Origin of the sequence: Kordia aestuariivivens, from assembly GCF_014397005.1 — a bacterium.
Taxonomy (GTDB): domain Bacteria; phylum Bacteroidota; class Bacteroidia; order Flavobacteriales; family Flavobacteriaceae; genus Kordia; species Kordia aestuariivivens.
The window spans coordinates 1-24,401 of the sequence record NZ_JACGWS010000001.1; the positions used below are offsets into that span (position 1 = coordinate 1).

21 protein-coding genes are annotated in these 24,401 nt (G+C 34.1%); 9 read left to right on the forward strand and 12 right to left on the reverse strand.

The window, feature by feature from the left end:
* Window positions 1-230: 230 nt before the first annotated feature.
* The 4 genes from H2O64_RS00005 to H2O64_RS00020 are packed head-to-tail and all read right to left on the reverse strand — an operon-like array spanning window position 231 to window position 4,591.
* A complete protein-coding gene (locus H2O64_RS00005; protein WP_187560082.1) occupies window positions 231-1,340 on the reverse strand; it encodes an SGNH/GDSL hydrolase family protein in 1,110 nt (369 codons plus the stop codon).
* Window positions 1,341-1,348: 8 nt separating this feature from the next.
* Window positions 1,349-2,452, reverse strand: coding sequence for an SGNH/GDSL hydrolase family protein (locus H2O64_RS00010; protein WP_187560083.1), 1,104 nt, complete (start codon window positions 2,450-2,452; stop codon window positions 1,349-1,351).
* A gap of 4 nt (window positions 2,453-2,456) precedes the next feature.
* Window positions 2,457-3,203, reverse strand: a complete 747-nt coding sequence (locus tag H2O64_RS00015) for a class I SAM-dependent methyltransferase (protein WP_187560084.1) — start codon at window positions 3,201-3,203, stop codon at window positions 2,457-2,459.
* 2 nt (window positions 3,204-3,205) lie between these two features.
* Window positions 3,206-4,591 (reverse strand): B12-binding domain-containing radical SAM protein, encoded by a 1,386-nt coding sequence (locus H2O64_RS00020; protein ID WP_187560085.1) that lies wholly within the window; start codon window positions 4,589-4,591, stop codon window positions 3,206-3,208.
* A gap of 339 nt (window positions 4,592-4,930) precedes the next feature.
* Between H2O64_RS00020 and H2O64_RS00025 the strand changes: the two genes are divergently transcribed.
* Window positions 4,931-5,989 (forward strand): mechanosensitive ion channel family protein, encoded by a 1,059-nt coding sequence (locus H2O64_RS00025; protein WP_187560086.1) that lies wholly within the window; start codon window positions 4,931-4,933, stop codon window positions 5,987-5,989.
* Window positions 5,990-6,109: 120 nt separating this feature from the next.
* Here the strand turns inward: H2O64_RS00025 and H2O64_RS00030 are convergent, their stop codons facing one another.
* From H2O64_RS00030 to H2O64_RS00040, 3 genes are read right to left on the reverse strand one after another with little or no spacing between them, the layout of a single operon-like run.
* Window positions 6,110-6,892, reverse strand: coding sequence for a class I SAM-dependent DNA methyltransferase (locus tag H2O64_RS00030; RefSeq protein WP_187560087.1), 783 nt, complete (start codon window positions 6,890-6,892; stop codon window positions 6,110-6,112).
* Window positions 6,885-8,348 (reverse strand): B12-binding domain-containing radical SAM protein, encoded by a 1,464-nt coding sequence (locus H2O64_RS00035; protein WP_187560088.1) that lies wholly within the window; start codon window positions 8,346-8,348, stop codon window positions 6,885-6,887. Before H2O64_RS00035 ends, H2O64_RS00030 begins: the two co-directional genes overlap by 8 nt.
* Window positions 8,341-9,246, reverse strand: coding sequence for a nucleotidyltransferase domain-containing protein (locus H2O64_RS00040; RefSeq protein ID WP_317173809.1), 906 nt, complete (start codon window positions 9,244-9,246; stop codon window positions 8,341-8,343). The genes H2O64_RS00035 and H2O64_RS00040 overlap by 8 nt, the downstream gene beginning before the upstream one ends.
* A 184-nt stretch (window positions 9,247-9,430) precedes the next feature.
* On the opposite strand from H2O64_RS00040, the gene H2O64_RS00045 reads away from it, so the two are divergent.
* Complete coding sequence (locus H2O64_RS00045; protein ID WP_187560089.1) at window positions 9,431-12,058, forward strand: DUF5916 domain-containing protein; 2,628 nt, start codon at window positions 9,431-9,433, stop codon at window positions 12,056-12,058.
* Window positions 12,059-12,222: 164 nt separating this feature from the next.
* Here H2O64_RS00045 and H2O64_RS00050 read toward each other — a convergent pair whose 3' ends face one another.
* The 3 genes from H2O64_RS00050 to H2O64_RS00060 all read right to left on the reverse strand — a co-directional run bounded on the left by H2O64_RS00050 (window position 12,223) and on the right by H2O64_RS00060 (window position 15,346).
* Window positions 12,223-12,852 (reverse strand): response regulator, encoded by a 630-nt coding sequence (locus H2O64_RS00050; protein ID WP_187560090.1) that lies wholly within the window; start codon window positions 12,850-12,852, stop codon window positions 12,223-12,225.
* On the reverse strand, window positions 12,849-14,771 hold the full coding sequence (locus H2O64_RS00055; protein ID WP_187560091.1) for an ATP-binding protein: 1,923 nt from the start codon (window positions 14,769-14,771) through the stop codon (window positions 12,849-12,851). The genes H2O64_RS00050 and H2O64_RS00055 overlap by 4 nt, the downstream gene beginning before the upstream one ends.
* A gap of 152 nt (window positions 14,772-14,923) precedes the next feature.
* Window positions 14,924-15,346, reverse strand: a complete 423-nt coding sequence (locus H2O64_RS00060) for a hypothetical protein (protein WP_187560092.1) — start codon at window positions 15,344-15,346, stop codon at window positions 14,924-14,926.
* A gap of 305 nt (window positions 15,347-15,651) precedes the next feature.
* Here H2O64_RS00060 and H2O64_RS00065 point away from each other — a divergent pair, with 305 nt between their 5' ends.
* Window positions 15,652-16,023, forward strand: a complete 372-nt coding sequence (locus H2O64_RS00065) for a hypothetical protein (protein ID WP_187560093.1) — start codon at window positions 15,652-15,654, stop codon at window positions 16,021-16,023.
* Window positions 16,024-16,124: 101 nt separating this feature from the next.
* Here the strand turns inward: H2O64_RS00065 and polA are convergent, their stop codons facing one another.
* Window positions 16,125-18,959: a DNA polymerase I gene (gene polA / locus H2O64_RS00070; protein WP_187560094.1), complete on the reverse strand. Its 2,835-nt coding sequence runs from the start codon at window positions 18,957-18,959 to the stop codon at window positions 16,125-16,127.
* A 212-nt stretch (window positions 18,960-19,171) separates the two neighbouring features.
* Between polA and H2O64_RS00075 the strand changes: the two genes are divergently transcribed.
* From H2O64_RS00075 to H2O64_RS00095, 6 genes are all read left to right on the forward strand, one after another.
* Entirely contained in the window at window positions 19,172-19,327 is a 156-nt protein-coding gene (locus tag H2O64_RS00075) for a hypothetical protein (RefSeq protein ID WP_187560095.1), read from the forward strand.
* Window positions 19,328-19,422: 95 nt separating this feature from the next.
* Window positions 19,423-19,521 carry a bacteriocin gene (locus H2O64_RS00080; protein ID WP_187560096.1) on the forward strand — a complete coding sequence of 33 codons (99 nt, stop codon included), beginning with the start codon at window positions 19,423-19,425 and terminating at the stop codon, window positions 19,519-19,521.
* Between the two features lie 67 nt (window positions 19,522-19,588).
* Complete coding sequence (locus tag H2O64_RS00085) at window positions 19,589-20,800, forward strand: aminotransferase class V-fold PLP-dependent enzyme (protein ID WP_235982711.1); 1,212 nt, start codon at window positions 19,589-19,591, stop codon at window positions 20,798-20,800.
* Window positions 20,801-20,961: 161 nt separating this feature from the next.
* Window positions 20,962-21,147, forward strand: coding sequence for a hypothetical protein (locus tag H2O64_RS23955; RefSeq protein ID WP_215907105.1), 186 nt, complete (start codon window positions 20,962-20,964; stop codon window positions 21,145-21,147).
* Window positions 21,148-21,566: 419 nt separating this feature from the next.
* A complete protein-coding gene (locus tag H2O64_RS00090) occupies window positions 21,567-21,764 on the forward strand; it encodes a hypothetical protein (RefSeq protein WP_187560097.1) in 198 nt (65 codons plus the stop codon).
* 395 nt (window positions 21,765-22,159) lie between these two features.
* Entirely contained in the window at window positions 22,160-23,089 is a 930-nt protein-coding gene (locus tag H2O64_RS00095) for an isoaspartyl peptidase/L-asparaginase family protein (RefSeq protein ID WP_187560098.1), read from the forward strand.
* A gap of 336 nt (window positions 23,090-23,425) precedes the next feature.
* On the opposite strand, the gene H2O64_RS00100 is transcribed toward H2O64_RS00095, so the two are convergent.
* Entirely contained in the window at window positions 23,426-24,289 is an 864-nt protein-coding gene (locus H2O64_RS00100; protein ID WP_187560099.1) for a cyanophycinase, read from the reverse strand.
* Window positions 24,290-24,401 lie beyond the last annotated feature (112 nt).

Genomic DNA, 24,401 nt, shown 5'->3' on the forward strand with positions numbered 1-24,401 from the left:
GATCGCTTCGCTTTTGGATCGCTTCGCTTTTGGATCGCTTCGCTTTTGGATCGCTTCGCTTTTGGATCGCTTCGCTTTTGGATCGCTTCGCTTTTGGATCGCTTCGCTTTTGGATCGCTTCGCTTTTGGATCGCTTCGCTTTTATAACTTAATTTCTTTGTCATCGGCTTCGCCGAATCTTCGAATTTCTTGCGTGTCACATCGAGCGCAGTCGAGATGCTATGATAATTTTACTTCTTCAACAACACTTTCAACGCTTTTGAAATTTCATCAGAAGCTAAATTTGCACCAGATTCATTGAAGTGAAAATCATCGTAAAATGACGCGGTAGTTTTTGGCAATTCTAAATTGATATACGAAACACTATTGCGATCACACACAGTTTTTAGTCGCTGATTAAAAGCTTCCATTCCATGATACAATGCTTCTGTGCTGTAAAAAGCTTCATTGTTAGCAAATCCGCTCGTGAGCATTAGTTTTTCGTATTGTGCTTCCAAATTTGGTTTCCACATCGTAGCTTGTGTAATGAAAATAACACGAATATTTTTTTCTTTTGCTTGGTCTATGATGTTCTGCGTATTTTTTTCATACTGCTCCAAACCTTCGGTTAATTCTGGAAGTGTATGAACACGTTCCACTTGTGTTCTGAGAAGTTTTACATCCGTAACAGCTTGCGTCAAATAGTCTTTATGCTTGAAATAGAAAGAAATGTTTTTCTTCGCTCTTCGCGCCAATTTATATAAAGTTAATTTTTTATAAAACGGAATATTCTCATCTGGAACATGCTGAAAAGCAATGCGCTTTAGTTTTTGTTTTGGTAAATTTAGATAACGTTCAGACGAAATTAAATAGCCAACTAAATCATTCACACCTTGCATAATCAATACTGTTTTCGCGTCTTTTAATTCTTCTTTTTTAAGAATATGCTCAAACTGTAATACATGATGATTGCTACTATTTCCAGGTCTTCCAAAATTTCCAACCCAATACGAATCGCCTAATTTTTCTTCCAGTAAAGCTGACCAAGTTTTTTCTTGTGTTAGTGCAAAACATGCTGTTGTACTTCCGCCAAAAACAATAATTTTATGATCCTTATTTTCATAATTTGAAATAGAACGTGCACCTAATTCATCAAAGGAAACTTCAGAATCTTGTTGAATACCAGTGATTTCATTGTGGTCAATTTTCCAAGTAAATTCTGAGTTTGGTGTGTTGGTGTAATAATCACTTGGAAAAATATTACATAAAGACAAGATTATTTCGGCTACGACCAATAAAATTACTGTGGAAATACTGTAATATTTTAGTTTTCTTAAAGTTTTTTCTAGTTTTTTATTCATAAACTTTACTATTCATCAGTTGATACATGGTTGTTTCGTTTTAAGAAGCTATAAACTTTTTCTGCTACCACTTCGGCACCAGATTCATTAAAGTGCATATCGTCATAAAAGATAGTTTGATTTTTCGGTAATTGTAAATCAATCACGGGAATATTATACGTATTACATACGGTCATTAATCGTTTATTGAAAGTAGTCATAATTTTATCTAAAGCTTCGCCTGTATATAAAGGGGTTTTATTGTAATGAGCTCTTGAAGCAAGTAAGGTTTTGTATTTATCTGACAAGTCTTTTTGCCAAAGTGTAGGTTGTGTTATGAAAATTATTGAAATATTTCGTTTTTGTGCTTCTTTTATAATTTTTTCTAAATTATGTTCATAATGATTTAAACCATCGGTTAAATCGGGAAGCTCAGTAATGGGTTCTATTTCGCTTTCATATGTTTCTAAATAATCAAGAGGTCTTCTAGGCTGCGTATAAAAGAGAATTCTTTGTCTTGCTTGTTTTGCCAGTTTAAATAAGGTTAGTTTTTTAAAAAAAGGCAATTCAGAATTTGGCATATGACTAAAAGCACTTTTTTTAACATCTAAGTCCGACATGTGCATATACTTATCTTGAGAGATTAAGTATCCTCGACAATCATTCACTCCAACTAGCATCAATACTATTTCTGTGTCTTTTAATTCGGGTTTATCAAGAATATGTTGAAATTGAAAAATATGGTGGTTACTGCTATTTCCGCTTCTAGCAAAATTACCAACCCAATAAGAGTCTCCTAATTTTTTATCAAGTAAAGCAGTCCAGGTTTTTTCTTGAGTCAATACAGAGCAGATTGTGGTACTTCCGCCAATAGCAAGAATCTTATGCGTTGCTTTTGAATACTCTGAAACAGATCGTGAGCCCAGAGCATCGTATGCTATCTCGTAAAACCCTGAAATACCATCTATTTTACTAGGGTTTTCAGGATATTTATTGCTAGCATTTGGTGTATTGGTGTAATAGTCATTCGGGTAAATATTTAATAATGACAATACAACTTCAGTGATCACAAGTATGATTAGCGTGGAAATAGCGTAGTATTTTATTTTTTTGAAAAAGGTTTTACGTGGCATTGGGTTATTTTTTAATGAATCGATACCATGAAAACGGCGAATCTTTTTTACCTAAGATTTTGTTGATTATATTTCGTTTGTAAGTATATAAAACATCAAAATTCTTGACAAAATTTAGATCGTGTGCATGATAATGTGCGGCCATTTCTGGAACACCAAGTTCGGTATAATATGTTTTGGTGCGTTCTTTTGCAGAAAGAATCTCGTCAGTTTTATAAAAAGGACTATCAATGATATGAATTTCTCCTTTGGGTTTTAAATAGCTTTTTAAAAGTGTCATCAAGCTTTCAAAATCTTCAAAATATTGAATAGCTCCGTTTAACGTGATGATGTCAAATTGCGCTTCAAATTGTTCCGAAACTTTAAAAATATCGGCATAGATAAATTGGATGTTTTTCTTTCTAAAAATTCGGGCAGCTTGCTCCAATTCTTCACGATTGACATCTAAACCAATCACTTGATTTTCTTCGGAAACTTCCGCAATTTTGTTTGAAAACCAACCATTTCCACAACCAATGGCAAGTATTTTTAATTCACTATTTTTTGAAGCAATATAGTTTGTAAAACGTTCCGTCGGTTTTACGCGAAATGGCCATTCATATAAATCTAAATAAGGCAATTCTCGAACTTGCGCATCCGAAAGCACTCGGTTTTCTTTTTCGCGCACAGCGAGATAATGCGTTGAAAATTCGGGATTTTCAGGTGTCAAATAATAGACATTTTGGAGTTGTGTAACGTTACTGAAATCCATTGTTATTTGTATAATTTCATTCCTGTTTGTGCCAAAACAGCTTTTGTTTTTAGTTTGAATGATTTTACGAAACTGCGTTCTTTTCCTTTGCGAATTTCTTTGCTATAATTAACTTCATTGACAATTCGCCGAACAGCAAAATCGTAAAATTTTCGTGAATACGTTCGGGTGAAATCAATTTCACGATCGGTTGATGTGTCCCAATCGGGTTGCACCGTTATTTTATCTTCAATTTCATTATATAAAGAAGTTCCTTTGATTGGATACGCAACTGTAATCGTAAAATGTGTTGGATTTGCAGCTTTCAGATAATCAATCGTTTCCTTAATATCTTGTTCGTCTTCGCCTGGATAACCCACCATGATAAACGTTCCAGTTTCGATACCAAGTTCATTCGTTTTTTGAATGGCTTCTTTGACGACATTTACATCCACACGACGATCCATCGCATCAATGATTTTTTGTGAACCGCTTTCGGCACCAATCCAAATACGGAAACAACCAGCTTCTTTCAACAATTGTAAAATATGATCGTTCAAACGTTCGGCACGTGTAATACATTCAAACGGAATGATTGCATCTTGCTTGATAACTTCTTCATGAAATTTTTCAATCCATTTATAACTTACGCTAAATACATCATCTACAAACCAAATTGCATCCGGATTGTACGTGTCTTTCAACATTTTCAATTCTGCAGCGACTAAATCTGGCGGACGCCTTCTGTAACTTTGACCATACACTGCCGTGCTACACCATTTACAGGTGTACGGACAACCACGTTGCGTACTTACCGTCATGGAACTTTGTCCGTGATGTGTTTTCCACGTTTCTAAATATTTATCTATTGGAATCGCAGCTCTATTTGGCAATGGCAATTCTTTGAGACTTTTCATGCGCATGCGTGGCGGCGTTTTTTTGACTTCGCCATTATCTAAATACGCAATTCCATGAATTTCGCTATAATCCTCGTCGTTTACAATTGCTTGATATAATTCTAAAGTAGTTTGTTCGCCTTCGCCAATAATCAAGAAATCGACACCAGTATTGAGGTAATTTTCTAAGTTGTATGTAATATCGGGACCACCCAAAATAATTTTCGGGAAACCATACGTTTCGTCGGTGTTTAAGATTTTCACCAATTCGATCACATTAATTTTTGTCATCAAATTAGCATAAATCGCAATGGCTTTTGGCTGTTTTTCTTCTATAAAACGAAGTTGATCGGCTTTGGAGTAAAAGGTAGAATCATACAGATGATTTTCAACTTTGTTTTCATTCAAATAGGAGGAAATGTATAATAAACCCAAAGGCGCATACGGACGCATGATACTTTGTTCTTTCTCATCTTCAAATAAAAAATAAGTATGTGTAAGAATGATACTCATAGATTTTTTTATATCATTTTATGGATGCGAAGATACGTATTTTCTATCTCCTTGTAAAGCTAACCACAAATAGATTCGCTATGTTTTTCTGTTTCAATATGCGATTGTATTGTGTATTTTATGTAAATAATTTATTTTAGAAGTCGAGCACTTTAAAGTTTCTAGTATTTTGTTGTAATTTTGCTAAAATATTGCGTGTAAAATATAATTAAATCATTTCAATTTTCTGATTTTTAGAAACTTATATAAATGTTATCTTAATAGAGAAGCTTTTAGTTAGACACAACTATTTTCAGGCAGAAACCGCAACGTTACTTACAATTATATAATAAATACAGAATGACAGACTTCCTATCAAGACACTATTTTATGAATACGCCATCGCAATGGTTAACAGCCTTCGCATATATAGTTGGCGGTATTATTATTGCCAAAATAGTATATTTTATATTTAAGCGAATATCCAAGAAATTCACCAATGTAACTAAGACAAAACTAGATGAAGTATTAATTGAAACATTAGAAAAGCCAGTTATTTTTGCCATTGCAATTCTTGGTTTTTATCTAGGAATGAATAAATTAAATATGACCTCAGCTATTGAGTCTTTGATCTTAAATATTGATAAAGTGTTGGTCGTAATTTGTATTACTTGGTTTTTTGTGCGTTTTGTGAATGCTATTGTTGAAGAGTACATGGAACCTGCTATTGAAATGTCTGAAAGCAAATCTAAAAGACAATTGTTACCTATTATTACCAAAGTGGTGACAATTACTATTTGGATTATTGGAATCATTATTGCGTTTAATACTATTGGATATAACTTAGCAGGCTTAATTGCCGGATTGGGCATCGGCGGATTGGCTTTTGCGTTGGCAGCTAAAGACTATCTTCAAAATATTTTTGGCGGTATTTCCGTTTTTACAGATAAACCTTTTAGAATTGATGATCGTATAAAAATTGATGGTTTTGATGGTAAAGTGGAAGAAATTGGAATCCGTAGTTCACGGATTAGAACACTTTCGGGTTCGTTAGTTACCATACCAAATTCTATATTTATTAGCAATAGTGTCGAAAATATAGCCCTTGAACCGACTCGAAAAATAGTATTAAAATTAGGTTTAACTTATCAAACTAGTCCAGCGAAGATAAAGGAAGCTATGGAGATTTTAAAAGAAATAAATGCAGACAATCAAGATATTGTTACCGATGTTCCTGTGGTGTTTTTTGAAAACTTTTCCGATTCATCTTTAGTCATACTTTTTATTTATTATATCCGAAAAGAAGCAGATATTGCACTTGCTCAAAATACCATGAATCTTGAAATATTAGAACGTTTTGAAAAAGCAGGATTAGATTTTGCATATCCAACACAAACAATTTACAGTATCAAACAATAGCATTAATACATCATAAAACGGGAAAGTTTACAAGAAAGCGTAAAGACGAAAATTGTACAGTGTTTAGATGAATTATTCTTTAGAGATAATAAAGATAGATATTGTACAATTACGTGTTGACTACTTTTTCTCCAAAACAATCAAAAAGTGATCTGCATATTTTGCTAATGAAGAAGCAGTTAACAATGAATCTAATGCTTTGAAAATGTTCAATAGCGGAAATTTAGCAACAAACGACTTTTCTAAATAGGATGGCGGAATCGTTATGCCAATTGGTTTTACATTTTCTTTGGAAAAAGAATCCGCTGATAATTCAAGAATATCTGCAGGATTAAAATACCAAGTTTCTACGCCAACACCATCTACATTTGCAACAACGCTTTCGGTTGTATTTCTTCGTTTTGCTTTCGCATGATCGCCCTTTAAAGTAAAATAAAAACGTTCCCACAAACACTGTTTTGGCATCACAACCATAACTAATTTTCCGTTTGGGTTTAATAAGTCAACAGCTGTATTTAAAAAAGAAGCCAATTGTTCTTTTGACAAACAGTTCAATCCACCAAAGTTGGAGAAAATTAAATCGAATTTTTTGTTGAATGTATTCGCGGTAAGTGTATTAATATCTTGCACTTTAAAAGCTACATTTTTAGGATGTTTTTTTGCTTTCGCGATAGCAATCATGCCTTCCGAAATATCAGTTGCAATCACATTATGTTGCATATTTGCAAATGTTATTGCATCTGCGCCAGTTCCGCAATTGAGTTCTAAAATTGAAAGTTTTTTTTCTTGTGATATAATCGGATTGATATATTTGAACACTAATTTCCGTTGTGCTTTTCCGATATTAGAATACGTAAAAATTGAATCGTATTGCGGTGCTGCTATATCAAAATCACTATGCATTGGTAGGTTCCATATTTTTAAGTTGAATTTTATCTACGAATGCTGACGGAATATAATATCCTAGCAATGCTATAGAACGCAACTCAGATTTTGTAATAGAAAATGGGTTTTTAAAGAACTTTTTAAAATTTTGAGCAGCTTGACTTTTACGATATTCTTTATGAACGTAGCGTTGTAATTTTCTGTAAAATTCAGTGCTGTATGTTCCTTTAAAAAGCATTGCCAAATCATCAGAATCTGTCCAATTGGCTTTTAATTGTAAATCATCTTTTACTTTGTCATAAAACTTTGTGCCTGGAAGCGGATACGAAACAGAAACACCAATATTATCAGGAACCAACTCCTTAATCATTTGGATCGTTTTTGCAATATCTTCTTTCGTTTCTTCCAAATATCCAAACTGAATAAAGAACGCCACACGCACCTTTTTTTCTTTCAGTAAACGCGTTGCTTCGTAAATTTGTTCCACTTTGGTTTCTTTGTCCATTGCGTCCAAAATAGCTTGTGAGCCACTTTCTGCGCCAACCCAAACTTCTTCCAAACCACTTTCTGCCAAGGCATCAATGGTGTCTTCTTTCAATAATAAATCGACACGACTTTGTATGTAATACGAAATGGAAAGTTTTTCTTTTTTGAGTTCGATATTAAAATTCTGAACCCAATTCGGCTTTAAGCCAAAAATATCATCACACATCCAAAAACGATTTACGCCGTAGGTTTCGCTGAGATATTTTATATGTTTTGTGATATATGCGGGCGAATGTGAGTTGTATCGATTTCCGTAAATTGGCTTTGCACACCAATTACATTTAAACGGACAGCCACGTGTGGTTGCCATATTTAAGGTAAATTCGTTTCCGCCGTTTTTCCAGATTTTTCTGTATGGTTCAATGTCTATTAAATCCCAAGCTGGCATTGGTAATTCGTCCAAATTACGCAATACTGGATGTTTTGGATTCTTTATAAACTCGCCATCTTTCTCAAAAACGAGTCCTTTGATGGACGTTGTATCTTCGTTAGCTGTTAACGCATCCACCAATTCTTTCAACGAAATTTCGCCTTCACCTTGAATGACAAAATCAGCGCCAGCTTCTAAATATTTTTCATAATGATCTGTAGAATCCGAACTGCAAACAATTACATGACAATCTAAGTTTTTAGCGATTTTAATCATCTCAAAAGCGGCTTCACGCATCGTGGTTAAGCACATTTTTGTTAGATAATTAAAGCCATCATCGTAAATTACAAATGTTTTTGGTGTATGTTTTTCTAAATACGGTTGAATCGTTTTTGGATCGTCCAACAAGTTCGCATCAAACACACCAACACTATATCCGTTTTCGCGTAAATAGGAAGCCGCATATAAGGTTCCTAATGGCGGATAAGGCGTTTGATTTTTCCATTGTTTGGCATCAAACTTATAGTAATAGGAATGTGAAAAGACAACATCAAGCATGTTTTTTTGGATATTTCAAATTGTGCTGTTTTATAACTTCGTTGAAACGTTCGTCAAGACGCGTAATTACTTTATTTTGATAATTCTGTGGATGATGTTTTGAAACGTGTCGTGTAGATTTCATCGCAATGCCAAAATCTTCTTTTGCTAAATGCTTAAACTTATTCACCCACTTTTTTAAGGTCATTTTTTGAAGCGTTTTATCTAACGAAAGTCCAAATGAGCCATTAAATAATTTTTGGAGTACTCTTGACAACCAACTTTTTTCAGTATCTCTAATTGTTTTTATTTGAGTCGCTGGTTTATTAGGAAAATATGGAAGAATCCAAGCGTTTGCTTTTAAAAATGCTGCAAATGTTTCTTTTCCGTAAAGCGGAATCAATGTTACAATTTCTGTAGCTGTAAATAAATTTTGTTCAGAAATTTCTAAACGATCTGTGCTTATGAAATAATTTACACAGAAATATTTTTTTGAATTGAGTAAAAATATCTTTTTATATAAAACTAATAATGTTCTTGCAATCCACAAACGATTTGGTTTTGTGATGATAAAAAAGTCAAAATCACCATCATCGTCATAATATCCTTTTGATAATGCGCCGGATAAACAAACACTTTTCACGAATGGGAATTTTGCAATTCGTTTTGAAACTTTTACTGCTTTCGGAATTATTTTTCGTGCCATTTCATTTCCCTTCAATCTGCGTTCCACACGGTCTGGGTTGTTTACATCTAAATAAAAACCATCCACGTTGAAAACGATTCCTTTTTTTACAAGTAAATCAATTTCGGCATCAATTGCCTTCTGATCCTTGTCGTCAGAAAACTGAAAAATCTCAGTTCTTGTCAACGGATACTTGAAGAGGGAGAAATATAGTATGGTTTTTAAGGCACTCACTATTTTTTGATTTATATTTTCAAAAGTACTCAAAATTCTACTTCTGAAAGCTCGGTTATGAAATTAAAAATGAATTCTCTTAATTTATTTCTTTTCTTAATAAGTGTTAATTTTTACACAAATATTGACCAAATATTACAAGGTTTCTTACATTTATAACAATCAATCAACGAAAAAACGACTAATGAAGCCTTTCCTATTTTTTTTTATAGGGTTTTTGTGTATCCCGTATCTCGGACTTTCACAAGAAGCCACAACATCTATTCCAAAACGGATATATACTACAAATATTATTAAAGGTGAATCACCAAAAATTGATGGAATTCTTGATGATGCGAGTTGGAATTCTGTGGAATGGGCAACTGATTTTATTGAGAATCGACCAGATGAAAATACGCCGCCATCCGAACAAACAAAGTTCAAAATAATGTATGATGCCAAGTTTTTATATGTTGCCGTGCGTGCTATTGATTCAAATCCTGATCAAATTGTAAAACGATTGTCACGCCGTGATGGTTTTGATGGCGATTGGGTTGAAATTAATATTGATAGTTACCACGATAAGCGTACAGGTTTTTCGTTTACCGTAACTGCAGCTGGTGTAAAAGGTGATGAATTTATCTCGAATAATGGAAATAATTGGGACGGAAGTTGGAATCCAATTTGGTATACAAAAACAAATGTAGATAGTGAAGGTTGGACAGCCGAAATGAAGATTCCATTTAGTCAATTGCGTTTTGGAAAAAGTGAAGAACAAATTTGGGGATTGCAAGTGCAACGTCGATTTTTTAGAAAAGAAGAACGCTCTACTTGGCAACGAATTCCGCTTGATGCGCCAGGTTGGGTAAGTGAATTTGGAGAATTACACGGATTAAAAAATATAAAACCACAAAAACAAATTGAAATTCAACCGTACATAGTGACACAATATGACACGTATCCGGATGAAGCTGGAAATCCGTTTCGCGATGGAGAAGATTTTAAATTAAATGGTGGACTCGACGGAAAAATTGGTATCACAAACGATTTAACATTAGACTTTACCATCAATCCAGATTTTGGACAAGTTGAAGCAGATCCAGCAGCAATTGCGTTGGATGGTTTTCAGATTTTCTTCAGAGAACAACGCCCGTTTTTTGTTGAAAATAAAAATATTTTTGATTACCGATTTGCCAACGGACAAGACAATGTGTTTTATTCCAGACGAATTGGCCGAAGTCCACAAGGTTTTCCAAATACTGCAAGTGGCGAATTTGTCGATCAGCCACAAAATTCTACCATTTTAGGTGCAGCAAAGTTTAGTGGGAAAACCAAAAATGGTTGGTCTATCGGAGTTTTAGAAAGTGTGACAGGAAAAGAATTTGCCGAAATTGACAACAACGGAACGCGAAGAGAAGAATTGGTAGAACCATTCACGAATTACTTTGTAGGACGTTTACAAAAAGATTTCAACGAGCGAAATACATATATAGGAGGAATTTTTACAGCGACAAATCGACGATTAGAAGATAATCTCAACTTTCTTCATAAAGCTGCATACACAGGCGGATTGGACTTTAAACACAATTGGAAAGATAGAACATTTTATACCGAAGGTAATGTTGTGATGAGTCATGTGCAAGGAAGCAAAGAAGCGATTGCAAGTACGCAACAATCGTTAACGCATTTGTTTCAACGTGTTGATGCGGGACATGTTGATGTAGATTTAGACAGAACATCATTAACAGGAACAGGAGGAAAGTTTGAAGCTGGAAAAGCTGGTGGCGGAACTTGGCGTTACAACGCAGGAATTATATGGCGTTCGCCAGAATTGGAACTAAATGATGTTGGTTTTCTGAGACAAGCGGATGAAATACGTCAATATGCAACTGTTCGGTATCAAACTACCAAATCGGTTGGAAAGTTTAGAAGAATCTCTGCTAGATTTTCACAATTTACAACCTACGATTTTGAAGGAAACTACAATCGAATTCAATATGAAGTCAACGGAAATATGCAGTTTTTAAATAACTGGTGGATAGATTTTGGTGGCGCGCATAAACCGCGAATTTTTATCAATACTTTTTTGCGTGGCGGACCACGTTGGCGATTTTCTCAAGAAAATTTCGGGTATTTCGCATTCGGAACTGACCAGCGAAAAAAGTTGCGTACAAGTTGGAATGTTGTCTATTCGCAAGCAAAAGAAAATAATTTTAGCTTTTTTGAAATAGGAGCAGATCTAACGTATCAACCAACAGATGCGATGCGTATTTCTATCAATCCGGCGTATAACAGAAATCCTAATAAAACTCAATATGTTACGGAAGCAGATAACAACGGAACAGCGCGCTATATTTTAGGAAATATCGACAACCAAACCTTGAGTGCTTCTATTCGTTTTAATTATACCATCAATCCAAATCTGTCGATTCAGTATTATGGACAGCCTTTCGTTTCTATCGGAAGATATACGGATTTTAAATATGTTACGAATTCAATCGCGGATAATTTAAACGATCGTTTTTACCAATACCAACCGAATGAAATTACCCTTGATACAGCTTCAGATTCGTATTTGATTGACGAAAATGCAGACGGAAATGTGAACTATTCCATCGGAAATCCTGATTTTTCTTTTGTGCAATTTCGATCAAATTTAGTTATCCGTTGGGAATACATTCCGGGTTCTGAATTGTTTTTAGTTTGGTCGCAAGGAACGACAGGTTTCGGAAATGCCAGCGATCATTTATTACGGAGTTTAGACACTCAAATTTTGAGTCAGCAACCTGAAAATATCTTTTTGATGAAGTTTACGTATCGGTTTGTACTTTGATGTTTAAAAGTTTAGCTTGCTTTGCTCGGTGTTTATGAGTTTACGGTTCGCTTTGCTCACGGTTTATTAGTTTAGCTCGCTTTGCTCGGTTGTTTACTCAAGTAGATTTAGTTGAAACAATTTTTTGGATTCCGCAACAAGTGCGGAATGACAAGGAAGAAGAATTAAAGCTTATGTTTTAACGCATAACTTACCAATCCTGTATTGCTTTTGATGCCTAGTTTTTTGTGAATGTTTTTGCGATGTGTGTCAATTGTAAATCGACTTATTTTAAGTTGTTTGGCAATTTCAATAGTTGTTCTGCCTTTGGCGATCAGGCGCAAGATTTCGTTTTCTCTTCGTGTAAGTGTTTGTTCGGTTGAAACAGGTTCATTATCAAACCAAGCTTGTATTTCATCAGGAAGATTTTCGCTGATATAATATTCGCCTTTTATAACCGTATGTATGGCTTGAACTAAGGTTTTCTTTTCTGCATTTTTGGTTACATATCCTTTTGCGCCAGCGTCTAACATTTCAATCACATCCACACTTTGATCAAACATACTTAGTGCCAATACTTTAATTTTTGGAAAATCTTTGTGTAGCATTTTTGTGACCGAAACACCATCTAAAACAGGCATTCTGATATCGGTAAGTACAACATCTGGAATTAATCCATCTTCGATAAGTTTGTATAAAACCAATCCGTTTGTTGCTTCGCCAATAATTGAAATTCCTATTTCATTGGCTAAAATAGATTTTATACCATCTATAAATAATTGGTGATCGTCCGCTATAATGATGTTTACATTCATAATGGAATGTTTAAAATTACTGTTGTTCCGTTTCCTTCAGAAGCATCTATAAATAATTCTCCATGCAGTTTTTCCACGCGTTTTTCAATATTAATTAATCCTATTCCTTCAGCTTTTTTTGTCATATTGAACCCTTTTCCATTGTCTTCTACAATAATATTTAAGATGTTGTTTTCTTCCGAAAATTGCACGCTAGCTTCCGAAGCATTTGCATGTTTTATAATGTTTGTGAGTAACTCTTGTATGATTCTAAAGAGTTGTATTTCTTGTGCGTTTTTAAGACGATTTTTTACGTCTATATTAATCACATCAATGTGTAGTTTTTTCGTTTCCGAAATTTGATTGGCAATCGCTTTTGTAGAAGGAATCAATCCTTTATCGATTCGAGCGCCGAAGTTTTTGTTTTTAGAAATATTTCGAATTTCGCCGTAGGTAGTATCTAGAAGATTTTTAATTTTATCATAGTGATTTGTAAATTCTTCTTTCGTATCATAGCTTTCTATGTATAGCTTTAAAGTCGCTACTTTGCTGCCTAAATTATCATGCAAATCGGCAGCCATGTCTGTCCGTTCTTGTTCTTGCGCATCTAAAATAGCGTCAATTCCTTCTAGTTCTTTGGTTTTAAGTAATTGATTGAATTCTTGCTCTTTTATGGTCAAACCTTGCTCCATGATGATGCGTTTTCGTTTCGCATTTTTGAGTAACATATATACAATAAAAAGAGTGATTAATAATATACCTAAAGCTGCAAAGAGTAGATTTCTGTTTTGCTTTCTTTTGTAATTTACTTCTAGATTTTCAGCTTGTAATTGTAATATTTCCTTTTCCTTGATCTCCGTTTCGTATTTGGTTTGGATGTCTAAAATTGTCTTTTGATTTTCAATGCTAAGTAAGCTATCGTTCAAAATTCTCGCTTTTTCAGAGAAATACAATGCTTTTTTGTGATCGTTTAAACCTTCATACGCACTTTTTAAATATGTGTAAACTACGGTTAATTGTTTGCCTTTTACAACAGGTTTTGCTTTCTCTAAATAGGAAATCGCCTTTTGGTATTCTTTATTTTTGAGATAAATCAATCCCAAATTACTTTCCGTGATTTCAATTCCAGATTTAAGATTAAGTTCGGTTTTTAATTGATGTGCTTTTTCAAGATATTCCTTGGCTTTTTGTGTTTCACTTTCGAGATAAATATTCCCTAAGTTGTTGTAAATTAATGACAAAGAACGCTTGTCGTTGAGGTTTTTTGCTAAGGTTTCAGCTTTTGAGTAATACCCAATCGCTTTTATGGTATCTCCTTTTTTAAAGTATTGCGTCGCTAAATTTGGGAGTGTAATCAATTGAAACTGCACAAAATCATTTTCGTTAAAAATCCGAAGTGCCTTTTCGCTGTATTCAATTGCTTTGTCATAATTTTCTAATTCTGCAAAAGCACTCGCAATATTACTATAACATTTGGCAGCATTGAGATCGTCTTTTTTATTCTCAAAAAAAGCAGCACTCTCGGTGAGTATTTTTATGGTTTTTTCATAATTTCCTTGGCGTAAAGAAATCGCGCCTAAGCTAATGTTTACAATTGCAGCACGATTACTATCTTTCAGTTTTGAGAGTAACGCTTTTGAGTTTTCAAAATAGAGAACAGCAGAATCTAATTTCCCTGTAAAAAAGTGTAAACGTCCAACCTCGTTTGTTGTTTCCGCGAGTAAAGAATCATTCGTATTAAAAAGTAAAGCTTCGTAAGCATAGGTTTTTGCTTTTGCTAAATCGACACGTTCATACAACTTTGCTAATTGCAGTTTTATTTTAGCACTTTCATAACTATCTGATGTAGAATTTAGGGATAATGTTAAAGAATCTATTTCTGGCGTTTGCCCCCAAAAAAAACATGGAAATAGCAATAGGAATACTAGGAGACTTCTCATAAAATGGTGGTTGATTACTTCAATATACGGATTGTTTAGAAGTTATTGTGTTGTTTTTCAGTGTGTTTTGAATTTATTAAAAGATTTTCTCAAATATTTAGCGCAAACATATTTGAAATTTATGCTTGCGCTAGAAAGAGAAATATAATTTACTATTTGCAGTAAAAAGTGAAATCGGAAACAAACACAACTCTTGGATAGCGTTTTGCCATTCGTGCTCTCACGCCTGGTAAATCTTGAATTGCACCAAAACGCCAGTATCCGCCAGCATCTTTTGCACGTTTAGAATATACACCTAGTTTACTTTTGTAATAGGCTTCGATATGTTCTCTAAATTGATGTCCTATTCCAGATTGCCATCCGTAGCGTCCACTTTCTGAACAACTCGTGCTTTTTATAGATCCAATAAACATCACCTGAACAGAGTTCAAATGGTTTTGTTTGTTTGCGTCGTAGTTTACCCAATACATTGCGTACGGATAGTAGTTAATTGTCTTTTTCTGTGCAAAACTATTCGTGATGAATAGAAAACAACCAATCAATAAAGCGATTTTTACAATGCGTTTACTTTTCATAATATGTGATTTTTAAGTTTTATGATATAAAAGTAAGCAGTAATGTATCGCTGCGATATAGCTAGTATTAGGTATTGGGTTTTGTTATTCCTGCGTTTCACATTGAGCGAAGTCGAAATGCAGGCAGGAATCTATTTTAAAATAAGAAGGTTCTAACTTAAATTATTGATGAGATGCTGAATCAAGTTCAGCATGACGTCTACGACTAATGCTCTTTTTCGAATCTTTTACTATATTTGATTTGTATTTTCGAAAAGGATTTTCATACATATCCTTGTTGTTTAATTATTTTGTATTTCAAAGCGATGGATTATTTAGATGAAAAAAATTTTGTTGAAGGTTTCGGGTTTTCTTATTGTGATTATGAGTTTCATGAAGATCAGAGCTATCAAGCGTGTTTAAGAATTCAATCTACTCTAAATGATTTAATTTCCGAAGGTTTTAGTAGATACAATGCAATACTTGAGATTTGCAAACAAGTCAATATTTCCTTTGAAATACTCTTAAAATTGAACCACGTTATTACAATTACAACATTTATGAATAACAAAGAATGGAGCAAAAATACTTTTAATGGGAATAGATATGATGCATCAAAAATTTTGGGTTCAGAAATACACGAACTATTCTATATTAGATTCAAGAATATAATTTATATTGAAAATGCTTCTAAATAAACTGTTGTTTCTAAATGTTTTTTTAGCGTATAATTTTTCTACAAATTAACCATATTGTTCATCATGAGATGCTGAATGAAGTTCAGCATTGCGCCTTCGGCTTAATGCGCTTCCAGCCAATTCTGACCAATTCCGATCTCAACATCTAATGGAACGTCCATTTTAAAGGCGTTTTCCATTTCTTCTTTAATAATTGGTTGAATTGTGTCTAATTCGTCTTTGTGTGCGTCAAAAACCAATTCATCATGTACTTGTAAGAGCATTTTCGATTTGAAACCTTCTTTCTCAAAACGATTGTAAATATTAATCATTGCTAGTTTGATGATATCTGCCGCGCTTCCTTGAATTGGAGCATTCACGGCATTTCGTTCCGCAGCACCACGAACAATTCCGTTACGTGAATTGATATCTTTTAAATAACGACGTCTTCCTAAAACTGTTTCTACATATCCGTTTTCACGTGCAAAATCAACCTGACTCGCCATGTACGCTCTCAATTTTGGATAGGTTTCGTAATACGTGTCAATCAATTCTTTTGCTTCACTTCTAGATAAATCAGTTTGATTACTCAATCCGAAGGCAGAAACTCCATAAATAATTCCGAAGTTCACTGTTTTTGCGTTTCCACGTTGTTCGCGTGTTACTTCTTCCACAGGAACATTAAATACTTTTGAAGCTGTTGAGGTGTGAATATCTATACCATCTTTAAACGCTTGTAGCATCGTGTCTTCTTTGCTCAAAGCAGCAATAATTCGCAGTTCAATCTGAGAATAATCGGCAGCGAGTAATACATAATTTTCATCACGTGGAATAAACGCTTTTCGGACTTGTCGTCCACGTTCGGTACGGATTGGGATGTTCTGTAAATTCGGATTATTGGAACTCAATCGTCCAGTAGCGGCAACAGCTTGCGCATAAACGGTATGAATTCGATGTGTTTTCGGGTTGATTTCATTCGGCAACGCATCAACATACGTGCTTTTGAGTTTATTATATTGACGCCATTCTAAAATATCGCGTACAATCTGATGATCTTTTGCTAAATACGATAATACATCTTCCGCAGTAGAATATTGCCCAGTTTTTGTCTTCTTAGGTTTGTCAACCAACTTTAATTTATCAAACAAAATTGGACCTAATTGTTTCGGAGAAGCCAAGTTAAATTCTTCGCCAGCTTGTTCAAAAATAGCTTTCTCTAAACGATCAACATCCGTTTTTAAATCAACAGATAATTCGTTTAAGAAATCAGGATTCAAATTAATTCCTTCAATTTCCATCGCCGAAAGTACTGTTACCAAAGGAACCTCTACATCTGTAAATAATTTTGTCAAATGACCACTTTCCAATTCTTTGATGAAATGTTCTTTAAGTTGATACGTAATATCTGCATCTTCTACGGCATATTCTGTTTGTTGTTCTAACGGAACTTGTCGCATAGACAATTGATTTTTACCTTTCTTACCAATCAATTCTACAATAGAAACAGTTTGGTAATTCAGGTATGTTTCTGCTAAGATGTCCATATTATGACGCATATCCGGATTGATCAAATAATGCGCAATCATCGTATCAAACACAGGACCTTTTACAGGCATGTCATAGTTTGATAATACTTTAATATCGTATTTTAAATTCTGTCCAACTTTCTCAATCGTCATACTTTCAAAAAACGGACGGAATTCTTCTAAAATTTCTTTGGTTTCTGCTTGATCTTCTGGAAAAGATACATAATATCCTTTTCCTTTTTCCCATGAAAATGCAATTCCGACCAACTCAACTTCCAATGCTTTTAAACCTGTCGTTTCGGTGTCAAAACATACACTTTGTTGTTTCAATATTTTTTGAAGCAACATTTTTCGCGATAATGGCGTGTTTGCCAATTGGTAAAAATGATCGGTCGTTTTAATCGTTTGATAGCCTGAAACCGTAACTTCTTCATCCACATTTCCGCTTCCGGGAACGGCAAACAAATCAAATTGACCTGTTGGAGCTGCTTTTTTAGGAGTACTCTTTGAAGTTGTTTTTGTTTCCGCTGCGGCGGAATTTTCTTGTGGTGTGCTAAATGTTTTGATTAAATTATCGAGTAATCTTCGGAACTCTAACTCCGTGAAGATTTCCTTAACGGCATCTAAATCTGGTTGCGAAAGCTCAAAGTTTTCTTCGTGAAACTCTACAGGAACATCCAACATAATTGTTGCCAATTGTTTAGAAAGCAATCCTAATTCTTTACTTGCTTCCACTTTTTCCTTCATTTTTCCTTTCAGCTCATGTGTATTGGCTAACAGGTTTTCCATACTTCCGTATTGCGCCAAAAACTTCTTAGCAGTTTTTTCTCCAACACCAGGCAATCCAGGAATGTTATCTGACGCATCGCCCATCATTCCTAAGAAGTCAATTACTTGCTCTGGACGTTCTACGCCAAATTTTTCTTGTATTTCAGGAATTCCCCACGTTTCGTAACCGCCACCAAATCGTGGACGATACATAAATATATTTTCAGACACCAATTGGGCAAAATCCTTATCGGGCGTCACCATAAATGTTTTATACCCTTCTTTTTCGGCTTTTTTGGCAAGCGTTCCAATAATATCATCGGCTTCATACCCGGTTTTCACAATAATGGGAATGTGCATGGCTTTCAAAATCGTTTCAATATAAGGAATGGCAAGTCGGATAGCTTCGGGAGTTTCTAGTCGATTCGCTTTATACTCTGGAAAAACTTCCACACGATCGACACTTCCACCTCTATCAAAACAGACGGCTAAATGATCTGGTTTTTCACGTTTAATCACATCCAACAAAGAATTCGTAAATCCTAAAATTGCGGAAGTATCAAGTCCTTTTGAGTTAATTCGCGGATTTTTAATAAACGCATAATAACCTCTAAAAATAAGCGCGTACGCATCGAGTAAAAAAAGTCGTTTCTGATCTGCCATGTATCGTAAATTTGATGGAAATTCAAATTTAAGAATATTACTAAGATTCTCGGATAAAAAAGAAATTATTCACACGTTGTCAAAAAAGAGTGTTTACATTATAATATTATCATCTTTCTAGAAAATCAAGATTTTAAATGTTAAGTAAGGCTTTAACGTAAGTGATTCATATATTGTTTTTATAATTTATGATTTCATCAAAACTTTATATCATGAAAAAAAGAAATTTTAAGTTATTAAAGCTGAACAAAAAATCTATTTCTACTCTTGTTGTTAACGATTTAAAAAATATAAAAGGAGGTACGTGGAATACGTTATTTTGTTCTTCTGGAGATCCACATCATAAATGTGACCCTTGTGAAGATTAACATACTTATTGTATAATGTTAATTCTTAGTAGGTTTTTGTATTGTAATTTCACTTTCTATACCTTAGGTTATTATTAATTATAAAAATCTTGATTATGTTAGAAAAATTTCAACAATTAACTAAAGAGCAAATGAATGCTGTTTATGGTGGAGCGCAAGATGTCGCTGATATTGACAGAACTCAACCCAATTAACAACATGAAAACTGTTTTTTAAAATCCCCTTAAATTCGAGGGGATTAATTTTCTATATAAATTCATTTTGGAAGAAAAAGAAAGCAGATTATTAATTGTAAGTTGTAATTTTGATTCTACTATGTTAGAAAGTCAAAAAGATAAATTTAAGTTACCAGAAGAAGTTACCTATTTAAACGGTGCGTACATGTCGCCTTCATTAAAATCGGTAGAACTAGCAGGACATCAGGCGGTAAGTCAAAAATGTTTACCTTTTGAAATTAAACCTGTTGATTTTTTCACAGATACAAAAAAGTTAAAAGCACTCTTTGCAGAGTTAGTCACTGTTCCTGATCCTCAAAATATTGCTGTAATTCCATCAGTTTCTTATGGAATCGCTACTGTAGCAAAAAATATACCCTTAGAAAAAGGAGATGAAATTTTAATCGTTGGAGAGCAGTTTCCAAGTAATGTATATTCTTGGCAACGAATCGCAGATCAAAATGAAGCTAAAATTAGCATTGTTTCTGCGCCAACTCAAGATTTTGTGGATAGAGGAAAGAACTGGAATGCGCAAATTTTAGCATCAATACACGAAAAAACGAAAGTCGTAGCAATGCCTCATATTCATTGGAGTGATGGAACTTTGTTTGACTTGAAAGCTATTCGAAAAAAGACCAAAGAATATAATGCATTATTAATTATTGACGGAACACAAAGTATAGGCGCCTTGCCGTTTTCAGTTGAAGAAATTCAACCCGATGCATTAATTTGTGCAGGGTATAAATGGTTGTTAGGTCCGTATGCTATCGGATTAGCATATTATTCAGATGAACTGTGTAAAGGAATTCCAATAGAAGAAAATTGGATCAATAGAAAGCAGAGTGAAGATTTTACAAATTTGGTTTCTTATGAAAATAAGTATCAACCAAAAGCTGGAAGATTTAATGTAGGAGAGATGAGTAATTTTACCTTAACTCCAATGCTTATAAAAGCAATAGCACAGCTTTTAGAATGGAAACCTATGCATATTCAAGAATACTGTGCGGAAATCTCAAGAAATGCTATTGCTGAATTAAAAGAACTAGGATGTTTTATTGAAGATGTAAATTACCGTAGTTCACATTTATTTGGTATTTATTTGCCAGAAGGAATAGCTACAGAAGAATTTAAAAATAAACTAATAGAAGAAAATATATATGTATCCTTTAGAGGGAATGCTGTTCGAGTTTCTTCACACGTATACAATACACAGAAAGACTTTGAAAAATTAGTACACTGTTTCAAAAGTCTAATTTAATATTTGCTTTTCAAGCATAATCATCATCATTTTAATAATTTTTTTTGATGACTTTAAAAATCCTAGTTAACTACTGTTTAAATGTTAATTACGGTGTTCCCGTAACCAATTGATTATTAATTGCTTTATCTTTTTTAGTATTAATTTTAAATTCAATTACGATGTTAAAAAAAATTTTAAATCTAAATGGAACTAAGCAATTAAAAAAAGAAAAACAATCTGTCATTAATGGTGGTAGAATTAGTCTAGGTCCCTGTGGAGGTACTGGAGGAATGATTTACCATAGTGACCCAAATTGTCACTGTCCAGGAATATGGTCTGGAGGAAATTGTTGGGTTTGTTATTAATATCCAATAGCGAACTTCGGTTCGCTTTTCTTTTGCCCTGTTGTCTCATAACTACAGTTTAATTGGTTTGTAACTTTTCTTTCTAATTTCATACTAATTTCTTATTATGGAGCATTTTAAAGGCATAAAGAGATTTTTTATATCAATGGCGATAATTTTTGTATTTGCTTGTCTCTTTGGTGTTCTTAAATTATTGGTTGGGCATGTTCTTGCCTTCATTATCACTATTGTTGTGGTCTTTCTTTTATTCGATTATGTCAATGAAAAAAATAAGAATGACTTTTCTTGATATTTTTACTACAGTTATTTTGCTATTCATTTTATAAATTGAACATTACTTTTCTTTCAATTACGGCTTTACCGTAAGTGGTTTATAATTTGTTTTTTTATTTTTCTATTCTAAATCAAAATTATATATCATGAAAAAAAAGAATCTTAAATCGTTGAGGCTTAACAAGAAGTCTGTTTCTTCATTAACTGCTGAAAAAGCAAAAGGAGGTCTTGGTATTACTTCTGGTCATCCAATTTGTTCTATAGAACCTGAATTTTGTAACTGGACATTAAATAGATGGTGTTACAATACTGGTTCTCCAGGAATTTGTACTGCTCCTAAATAAACTTTAATAGTAAAAGCGAACTTCGGTTCGCTTTTCTTTTCTCTGTACTTTTCATAATTTCTACTGTTTTACGTTTATTTATTTTTTAGTATCTTCTTACTTAATTTTAAAATCTATTATTATGTTAGAACAGTTTGAACAATTCGAGATCGAAAATCCTCAAATAATTTTTGGCGGCAGTTCATCCCAGGGTGCTCATTGCGATGCTTATGGATGATTACAGTTATGATTATTTAAAATAAGTTACATTCCTTGTTTTAGAGCGACCCATAGGTCGCTTTTCTTTTTCACATTAAAAAAACCTGTAATAGAATTAAAATACTTTAATATAGTTTTTTGAATTTTGTTCTTTAATGCTAACAAATTCGTAATTTCGCCCATCAAATTTTAAGAAAATGCAAACCATTTCAATAGCCATTCACGGAGGCGCAGGAACTTTAGTAAAGGGAATGATGACACCTGAATTAGAAACTCAATACAAAGCAGCATTACAAAAAGCATTGGATGCAGGTTATGCATTGTTAGCAGAAGGAAAATCGGCAGTAGAAGCTGTGGAAAAGGCAGTTATACTATTGGAAGATTCACACTTATTCAATGCTGGAAAAGGAAGCGTGTTTACAGCTGTTGGAACACATGAAATGGACGCAGCTATTATGGAAGGCAAAACCCTAAATGCGGGGGCAGTTTCGTTAATCACAGGAATCAAAAACCCTGTTTCGTTGGCGCGTGATGTGATGGACAAAAGCGAACATGTGTTTATGGCGGGCGAAGGCGCGATGCATTTTGCGAAAATTCATGGATATGCATTAGAAGATCCATCGTATTTTTACGATGAATTACGTCATAGTCAATGGCAAGAAATAAAAGATACCGATAGTTTTCAGTTAGATCATTCTGTAAAAAAAGATTCTAAGTTTGGAACTGTTGGCGCAGTTGCCTGTGATAAAGATGGAAACATTGCGGCGGCAACTTCTACAGGCGGAATGACCAACAAACGTTTTGGTCGCGTAGGCGATTCACCAATGATTGGCGCAGGAAACTATGCAAATAATGAAACTTGTGCCGTTTCATGTACAGGAAGTGGCGAATATTTCATTCGTGGCGTTGTCGCGTATGATGTTTCAAGTTTGATGGAACACAAAGAATATTCACTCGAAAAAGCTGCAGATATCGTCATTAACGAACGCATCTTAAAACTTGGCGGTGATGGCGGACTCATCGCAGTTGATGCCAAAGGGAACATCGCAATGCCGTTCAACACGGAAGGAATGTACCGCGCGTGTAAATCTTCAAACGGAACGGAAGAGGTTTCTATTTATAAGTAGCATTTCGGCTACGCTCAATGTACTTTGTTTGGTGAACTAAGAGTTTTATATGGAGAAATGTTTCGTCAAACTGAATCAAGTTCAGTTTCACAGAACAGTGAGCAAGTTTATGCGATGTTGAATCAAGTTCAACATGACGTGAGAACAAGAAAAATCTTGCGAAAGCAGAATAAGAAATCTAAGCAAGTCCAAGAAATTCGAGCTTCGTGAGAGATTCCCGTCTTCACGGGAAAACGTCTAATAAATTCGAGCATTGCGAGAATATGTCTAAGAGGTTTGAGCCACGCGAGAACAAGTCTAAAATTCTAAGAGATTCCCGTTTTCACGGGAACAAGTCTAAATAAAAGGAGCTTCAATAGGTAAAACAGAAACCGTACGATTTTTAATATCAAACTGATCTCCGTTTGATAATACATGAACTCGTAAGTTTGCCATGGTCATCGGCGTTCCTTCTTTTAAAACTTTTTCGTTGTTATGTGTTAATGAAGAACCATCAAACACAATCACCATTCCTGAACCAATTACAGTGCAATTGTTTCCGTTTTTGATAATCATTCCGGTGTCTTCAGCCAATCCGATTCCGATTAAATCAGGATGTTTTGCCACAGCTTCAGATTGTCTTCCAAAACGTCCTCTACGAATAAAATGTGTGTCAATAATCAATTCTGGAATCAGGCTTAAACCTTTATACATCGTAACTGCACCTTTAATAAATGCTTCTGTAGCGCTTCCGCCAGCAATCATTTCGTTTGCCATGACCATTGCGCCAGCACTTGTACCAGCAATTACAAAACCTTCTTCATTTTGGTAACGATCTACTAAAATATCGTGAATTTTAGTTCCGCCAATTCTATCCGTAATTTTAGATTGATCTCCGCCAGAAAACATAATACATTTTGCTGTTTTGATCAATTCAATAGAAATTTCCTTTTCAGAATCTTCTTTACTTCTAATATCTAAAACTGTTACATCTGTGCAGCCTAGTTTTTGAAATGCATCTAAGTAATTTTCGCCAACTTCCACAGGAATGCTAGAAGCAGTAGGAATCACCACAATTTTTGCATCAATGCCACCAGCTTCTTTTACGACGTGAAACAATATTCCTTCGTCAATAAATTCTTCTGTGTACATTTCGTTATCGTCATCTCCTTTATCTTCATTTCCTCCAATGGGGATTAGAGTTCCTTTAATCTGCTGCATGTTCTTGTGATTTTTTATGAATGCAAAAGTAAAATAAATTTTTATCTGTTACCCTTTTTTTAGTGTAATCTTAATCTAATACCGTCTCTGTTTTGAAATTGATATAAAAAGA

Bases quoted from the DNA above. Each gene is read 5' to 3' on its own strand.
- H2O64_RS00005 (WP_187560082.1), bottom strand. From the start codon at position 1,340: ATGAATAAAAAACTAGAAAAAACTTTAAGAAAACTAAAATATTACAGT.
- H2O64_RS00010 (WP_187560083.1), bottom strand. From the start codon at position 2,452: ATGCCACGTAAAACCTTTTTCAAAAAAATAAAATACTACGCTATTTCC.
- H2O64_RS00015 (WP_187560084.1), bottom strand. From the start codon at position 3,203: ATGGATTTCAGTAACGTTACACAACTCCAAAATGTCTATTATTTGACA.
- H2O64_RS00020 (WP_187560085.1), bottom strand. From the start codon at position 4,591: ATGAGTATCATTCTTACACATACTTATTTTTTATTTGAAGATGAGAAA.
- H2O64_RS00025 (WP_187560086.1), top strand. From the start codon at position 4,931: ATGACAGACTTCCTATCAAGACACTATTTTATGAATACGCCATCGCAA.
- H2O64_RS00030 (WP_187560087.1), bottom strand. From the start codon at position 6,892: ATGCATAGTGATTTTGATATAGCAGCACCGCAATACGATTCAATTTTT.
- H2O64_RS00035 (WP_187560088.1), bottom strand. From the start codon at position 8,348: ATGCTTGATGTTGTCTTTTCACATTCCTATTACTATAAGTTTGATGCC.
- H2O64_RS00045 (WP_187560089.1), top strand. From the start codon at position 9,431: ATGAAGCCTTTCCTATTTTTTTTTATAGGGTTTTTGTGTATCCCGTAT.
- H2O64_RS00050 (WP_187560090.1), bottom strand. From the start codon at position 12,852: ATGAATGTAAACATCATTATAGCGGACGATCACCAATTATTTATAGAT.
- H2O64_RS00055 (WP_187560091.1), bottom strand. From the start codon at position 14,771: ATGAGAAGTCTCCTAGTATTCCTATTGCTATTTCCATGTTTTTTTTGG.
- H2O64_RS00060 (WP_187560092.1), bottom strand. From the start codon at position 15,346: ATGAAAAGTAAACGCATTGTAAAAATCGCTTTATTGATTGGTTGTTTT.
- H2O64_RS00065 (WP_187560093.1), top strand. From the start codon at position 15,652: ATGGATTATTTAGATGAAAAAAATTTTGTTGAAGGTTTCGGGTTTTCT.
- polA (WP_187560094.1), bottom strand. From the start codon at position 18,959: ATGGCAGATCAGAAACGACTTTTTTTACTCGATGCGTACGCGCTTATT.
- H2O64_RS00075 (WP_187560095.1), top strand. From the start codon at position 19,172: ATGAAAAAAAGAAATTTTAAGTTATTAAAGCTGAACAAAAAATCTATT.
- H2O64_RS00080 (WP_187560096.1), top strand. From the start codon at position 19,423: ATGTTAGAAAAATTTCAACAATTAACTAAAGAGCAAATGAATGCTGTT.
- H2O64_RS23955 (WP_215907105.1), top strand. From the start codon at position 20,962: ATGTTAAAAAAAATTTTAAATCTAAATGGAACTAAGCAATTAAAAAAA.
- H2O64_RS00090 (WP_187560097.1), top strand. From the start codon at position 21,567: ATGAAAAAAAAGAATCTTAAATCGTTGAGGCTTAACAAGAAGTCTGTT.
- H2O64_RS00095 (WP_187560098.1), top strand. From the start codon at position 22,160: ATGCAAACCATTTCAATAGCCATTCACGGAGGCGCAGGAACTTTAGTA.
- H2O64_RS00100 (WP_187560099.1), bottom strand. From the start codon at position 24,289: ATGCAGCAGATTAAAGGAACTCTAATCCCCATTGGAGGAAATGAAGAT.